The organism is Syntrophorhabdaceae bacterium, assembly GCA_028713955.1.
Lineage (GTDB): Bacteria > Desulfobacterota > Syntrophorhabdia > Syntrophorhabdales > Syntrophorhabdaceae > UBA5609.
Genome location: JAQTNJ010000226.1, coordinates 1 through 5,166, shown reverse-complemented (window position 1 = coordinate 5,166; position 5,166 = coordinate 1). Strand labels below are relative to the sequence as shown.

The 5,166-nt window shown below is 50.9% G+C and carries 6 protein-coding genes; 4 read left to right on the top strand and 2 right to left on the bottom strand.

The annotated features are described in order from the left end of the window. Positions 1–183: hypothetical protein (locus tag PHU49_14370; protein MDD5245190.1), on the bottom strand; the 183-nt coding region annotated here is incomplete at its 3' end. Continuing rightward, entirely contained in the window at positions 164–439 is a 276-nt protein-coding gene (locus PHU49_14365; protein ID MDD5245189.1) for a hypothetical protein, read from the bottom strand. The genes PHU49_14365 and PHU49_14370, both read right to left, overlap by 20 nt. 418 nt (positions 440–857) lie before the next feature. On the opposite strand from PHU49_14365, the gene PHU49_14360 reads away from it, so the two are divergent. From PHU49_14360 to PHU49_14345, 4 genes are all read left to right on the top strand, one after another. Next, on the top strand, positions 858–2,786 hold the full coding sequence (locus PHU49_14360; GenBank protein ID MDD5245188.1) for a [Fe-Fe] hydrogenase large subunit C-terminal domain-containing protein: 1,929 nt from the start codon (positions 858–860) through the stop codon (positions 2,784–2,786). Beyond that, the gene (locus PHU49_14355; protein ID MDD5245187.1) at positions 2,755–3,162 is read left to right on the top strand and encodes a response regulator; all 408 of its coding nucleotides are present in this window, start codon (positions 2,755–2,757) and stop codon (positions 3,160–3,162) included. Before PHU49_14360 ends, PHU49_14355 begins: the two co-directional genes overlap by 32 nt. A 17-nt stretch (positions 3,163–3,179) precedes the next feature. Continuing rightward, entirely contained in the window at positions 3,180–4,673 is a 1,494-nt protein-coding gene (locus PHU49_14350) for a response regulator (GenBank protein ID MDD5245186.1), read from the top strand. Positions 4,674–4,709: 36 nt separating this feature from the next. After that, positions 4,710–5,166, top strand: a 457-nt coding sequence (locus PHU49_14345; GenBank protein ID MDD5245185.1) for a sulfide/dihydroorotate dehydrogenase-like FAD/NAD-binding protein, incomplete at its 3' end; no start/stop codon positions are given.

Here is a 5,166-nt window from a genome sequence, read left to right as displayed (position 1 = left end):
TCTATAGAGGGGCGGGTCAAAACCTGTTAACTTCTTGATCCTTGTCTTTCCGAAAGGGAGGGGAGAGATCTCCAGATATGATCCCACATCCTTTACAAACCGGATGGCATCATCCGTTTCGAGTGATCCCATTTCTTTTTGTGCTGACGGGTTGAATATGACCTTAACCCCTTTTGACGCCACGGCGCTTCCCCAGTTTATTTATGAGGGCATCTGCGGTTATACCCCCGCCCGCTCTATATTCTGCATACGCTTCTTCGATCCTGGTTTTAAATGCAGGGTCATTTTCTATCAGGTAATCGGCGAGGTCTTCCTCTGTTATATAGTGAAGGATAGCCGCAGGCTTGCCGTATGCCGTAATGACAATATCCTCTTTTTTAGATTTTTTGAGAATATCCATAGTTTTATGTTTGAGCTCTTTAATACCCGCAAAACGCATGGGGGCCTCCTTTGTCAAGTTGCACTTTAGTGTAACTTTAATGGTTATACGAATCAATGAGAATTTTGATTGTGTAACCGGCCTTTTGTCTTGACAATTTTGTTCTGCTTGTGCATATTATCACAAAACCATGCGTGATGGGCATGGCCTGCCATTGACAAGGGGTTGGTTTTTACTATACTATTTGTTTTTCACCGGTAAAGTGCATTCTACGATGAATACGGCGCAAAATCCCATATCTCAGGAAAAGAGCGATTTTTATGGTATCGATGTAAACAACCGTAAATGCCGCCGCTGTTTATACTGTGTCCAGCTTTGCCCCGCAAAGGCGATAAAGCTGGAGAAAGACAGTATCAGAATTATTTCTGAACGATGTATACTTTGCGGGAGTTGTGTCTCATCATGCCCTCACCAGGCAATGAGTTACAAGAGCGGGCTCAGCGACTTAAAGAAGGTCTTTTTGACCCATGAAAAAACGATAGCGTGCCTGGATCCTGCTTTTCCGGCAGTATTTGACGTGGGAACACCGGGGCAGCTGGTCACTGCTTTGAAAAAGCTTGGTTTTTCAGAGGTCTGGGAGGGCGCCTTCGGCGCCGAGCTTGTAGGTCAGGCCTATAGAGAACTCCTCCAGAAGGGCCCGAATCAGCCGCTTATCTCATCGTTCTGTCCCGTTATTGTCTTTTATATCCAGAAGTATCTTCCACAGCTTGTGCCCAATATCGCACGGATCGTATCCCCCATGATCGCCATCGGCAGGGTGGCCAGAAAGATTAAAGGCGAAGGGTGGAAGGTCGTTTACCTCACGCCGTGTCTCGCACAGATGAGCGAAGCGTCATCGCCCGAAGTAGCAGGTGCGATCGACCATGTGGTTACATTCCGGGACATCAAAAAGATGCTTGATGAAGCGGGTATCGACAGAAAATCCCTGGGCGAGTCTGACTTCGATGGTCCGAGACCTTTCCTTGGCAGGATCGTGTCGGTCATCGGTGGGCTGAACCGCACCATGGGGGACAGCTTCGACGTGCTTGACGATGAAAGAAGCATGACCTATGGCCGGAGAAGAGCGATCGGCGCGCTGAACCAGCTTGCCAATGGCTACATCCAGGCAAAATTTTTAGATTTTTTATACTGCTCCGGCTGCGTGGATGGTCCTTTTGTCGACCGTGAATTGTCGGTAGTCGGCAGGCGCCAGATCGTGGTGCGCTATGCCAAGGCCGAAATGGAGAAACAGGATGTTTCCAGGGTACTGGCAGAACTGGACAGCTATGCAGATGTGGACCTGAGCCGGGGATTCACGGCGATGGAGCAGAAGCTGCCAATGCCTACAGAGGAGCAGATACGGGCCGTCCTCAAGAAGATGGACAAGATGCCGCCCCACAACAATCTGGACTGCAGGGCCTGCGGATATGCTACGTGCCGTGAAAAGGCGATCGCCGTTGCCCAGGGGATTACAGAGGCAGAATATTGTCTCCCCTACCTTCTTGAGCAGAGCAAAAAGATATACCAGCAGCTTGAAAAGTCCCACCACGAGTTGCAGATCTCCCATCAGGAACTGGAACGGGCGCAGTACCAGCTTATCAGGACCGAAAAGCTCGCAGCCCTTGGACAGCTCGCCGCAGGTGTGGCGCATGAGATCAACAACCCTCTCGGAACGATCACCATCTATGCCCATATCCTGCTGAAAGGGATGGAACAGGATGACCCGAGAAGAGAAGACCTGGCGCTTATTATCAGCGAGGCGAACCGTACAAAGGAGATCGTTCAGGGTCTCCTGAGTTTTGCCAGGGAGACGAAACTCAAACCTGGCGAGACAAGCATCAACGAGCTCCTCGAAGATACGCTGGGGTTGCTGGTGAACCAGTCGCTTTTCCATAACATCAAAATAAAGAAGGTATTTGCTCCTGACCTGCCGAACACGTTTGCCGACGCGACACAGCTTAAACAGGTCTTTCTCAATATCGTCCTCAACGGCGCCCAGGCTATGGAAGGCAAGGGGAATCTGTCGATCACGACAGCACAGGAGAAAAACCAGATCAGGGTCAAGATCCGTGACAGCGGTCCCGGGATCCCCCCGGAGAACGTGAGAAAGCTCTTTAATCCCTTTTTTACAACGAAGGAAAAAGGGACCGGACTTGGTCTGGCAATCTCATACGGGATCGTTGAGAGACACGGGGGCAAGCTTGACGTGGAGACAGAGCTCGGGAAGGGGAGCACCTTTATTGTTTCTCTGCCGATCACGACAGTGGAAGGGACGAATGAAGAGGCAATAACCAAAAAGGATTTGGTTCAAACTATAAACACAGGGAGAAAGCATTATGGCCAAAAAACCAAGAATCTTAATTATTGATGACGATGTTGATTTTATTGACCTGAACAAGGCCGTCCTCGAGAACAACGGGTACGAGGTTGTCACGGCATTTTCGGGCCGCGAGGGGATGGACAAGGTGAGGTTTGAACAGCCGGACCTCATTGTCCTTGACCTGATGATGGAAAAGCATGACACCGGGTTTACCTTTGCGAAATCGATAAAGGCAGACCCGGTTTATCAGAAGGTCCCCATCCTGATGCTCACATCAGTAGCGGGTGAGACCGGGTTTGGATTTTCACAGGATCAGGATGGTTACTGGATGAAGACAGATGATTTTCTGAACAAGCCGGTAGCGCCGGAAGACCTGATTAAAAAGATCAGCGACCTTCTGGAAAAGGCAAAACAGCCGGAATAGCAATCCAGGGGTAATCAATGGCAGAGGCTGCTGAAATACTTGTTGTCGATGACGAGAAAGGTATCCGTGAGGGGTGTCGCAGGATCCTGACGAGCGAGGGGTTTTCCGTTGATGTGGCGGAAAACGGCAAAGAAGGGCTTGACATGGCGAAAGCCAAACCCTACGACCTCATGCTCATTGACCTCATGATGCCCGTCATGGGCGGCATTGAATTGATGGAACAGGTAAGGCAGCTTGACCCGGAGATCATCATGATCGTTATCACCGGTTTTGCCACCATTGAAACAGCGGTTGATGCGATGAAACATGGTGCATACGACTACATCCCCAAGCCATTTGCTCCCGACCAGCTCATGGCAGTCCTCAACAGGGGGCTGGAGACGAGACGGCTTCGTCTTCAGGCAGAGCAGTTGCGCCAGGAGCGGGATCAGAGGCTCCTCGAGATTGCCGGTGAGAAGTCAAAGCTCCATACGATTATGAACTCCATGGCAGATGCGATCCTTGTGATCAACCGGGAACACCAGCTGGTACTCTGGAACCCCGCAGCCCTCAAGACGCTTAACCTCGCAGGACGGGTAGCGTTGGGCAAGGATATCGCCGACGTTATCCTGGAGAAGAATCTGATCGACGTTATCAACAAGGCATTCAGTCCCGATTCTTCCCAGTACACGATATTTTCTGAGGAGGTTGAGATTACAGAGCCTGAGCAGAAGACGCTTATAATAAGCGTGGCTGCCGTGCGGGATGAAAAGGGCCAGGACCTCGGTGTCGTGAGTACCTTTCGGGATATCACCGCCCTGAAAGAGGTCGAAGAGGTAAAGTCCCAGTTCGTCCGTATGGTTGCCCATGAGTTGAGGGCGCCGCTTGCTGCAATAGAAGGGTACCTGAATGCCTACCTTACCGGCGTAGCGGGAAAAGACCCTCAGTTCAACCGTCAGATGCTTGAACGGGCAAGGCTCAGGAGTAAATCGCTCATCGAACTGGTAAATGACCTCCTGCAGTTCGCAAGGCTGGAATCAAAGCGCGTTGAGAGAAAAAAGGAACTCCTCGACATGAAGGAGGTTATTGAGAGTACTGTCGAATTGCTGAAAAACCAGGGAGACAGCAAGGACCTGCAGTTCCAGGTCAACATCCCCGACAGGCTGCCCCCCATCGAGGCCGACCGAACGGAGATGGACCAGTTGATGACGAACCTCATCTCCAACGCGATGAAATATAACGTGAAGAACGGCAAGGTGATTATCAGCGCGAAGCCTGAAACCCATTATCTGCATATCAGCGTTGCCGATACAGGGATCGGCATTGAAGAACAGTGCCTCCCCTGCATCTTTGACGAGTTCTACCGGGTACAGGGTCCGAAGACCCGGTATACCACGGGCACAGGTCTCGGGCTCTCCATCGTCAAGAGGATAGTGGAATCACATTTTGGCCGGATCGAGGTCGAAAGCACAGCGGATAAAGGTACGACATTCACAGTCAAGTTACCGATACGACAGGTGGATGCAAAGTAATGATATAGAGAACGAAATTTTAGAAAAGGAGAAGTTATGGCGAAGAAAGAAACAAAACTTAATGAGATCATGGAAAAGAGGGTCCTGGCCCCCTCGATCACACTCTTCAAGCTCCACGTGCCTGACATCGCGAAAAAGGTGAAGGCAGGACAGTTTGTGGTCTTAAGGGGGGACGATATGGCAGAGCGTATCCCCTTAACAGTAGCGGACTACGACCGTAAGAAGGGTCAGATAACCGTTATCTTCCAGTCCGTGGGATCATCGACAAAGAAGCTCGAAAAGTTCGAGGTCGGCGACGCGATCCTGGATGTTGTGGGACCACTGGGAAAGCCAAGCCACATCGAGAAGTTTGGAACCGTTGTATGCGTAGGCGGCGGTGTCGGTGTTGCCCCGGTACTCCCTATTGCCAAGGCATTACTCGAAGCGGGCAACGAGGTGATCTCGATCATCGGCGCCCGCACAAAGGAGATGCTCATCCTGGAAGACGAGATGA